The 452-nt window shown below is 65.9% G+C and carries 1 protein-coding gene; it reads right to left on the reverse strand.

What is annotated here, in order from left to right; translation table 11 throughout:
* The coding region (locus tag PZH32_RS11320) for a bifunctional 5,10-methylenetetrahydrofolate dehydrogenase/5,10-methenyltetrahydrofolate cyclohydrolase (RefSeq protein WP_275208358.1) at window positions 1-452 on the reverse strand (452 nt) is incomplete at both ends.

A 452-nucleotide genomic window follows, 5' to 3' on the forward strand; every position in this document is an offset into this window, starting at 1 on the left:
CCGTAGGCCTTGGCACGGCCCGTGGCGCACACCACGATGTCGGCCTCGCGCGTATGGGCGGCAGCGTCGGCTGTGCGCGAATGCACCAGAGTGACCGTGGCGTGGCGGGCCAGCAGCATCTTGGCCACAGGACGCCCGATGACCAAACTGCGTCCCAGCACCACCACGCGTTTCGACGCCACGGGAATGTCGTAGAAGTCCAGCATTTCCAAACAGGCCTGGGCCGTAGCTGGCGGAAACCCCTCGCCGGTGTCGGCGAAGACGCCGGCCAGCGAGGCCGAGGAAATGCCGTCGATGTCCTTCTCGGGAGCCAGGCGGTCGCACACCGCGCGCTCGTCAATTCCTGCCGGCAAAGGACGGAAGAGCAGGCAGCCGTGAATGGACGCATCGGCGTTCACCTCGTCGATAACCGCCTCAAGTTGGGCTTGGGTGGCATCGATGGGCAGCACGAA

It is taken from the genome of Adlercreutzia equolifaciens, assembly GCF_029076695.1.
In the GTDB taxonomy this organism is placed as follows: Bacteria; Actinomycetota; Coriobacteriia; order Coriobacteriales; family Eggerthellaceae; genus Adlercreutzia; species Adlercreutzia equolifaciens_A.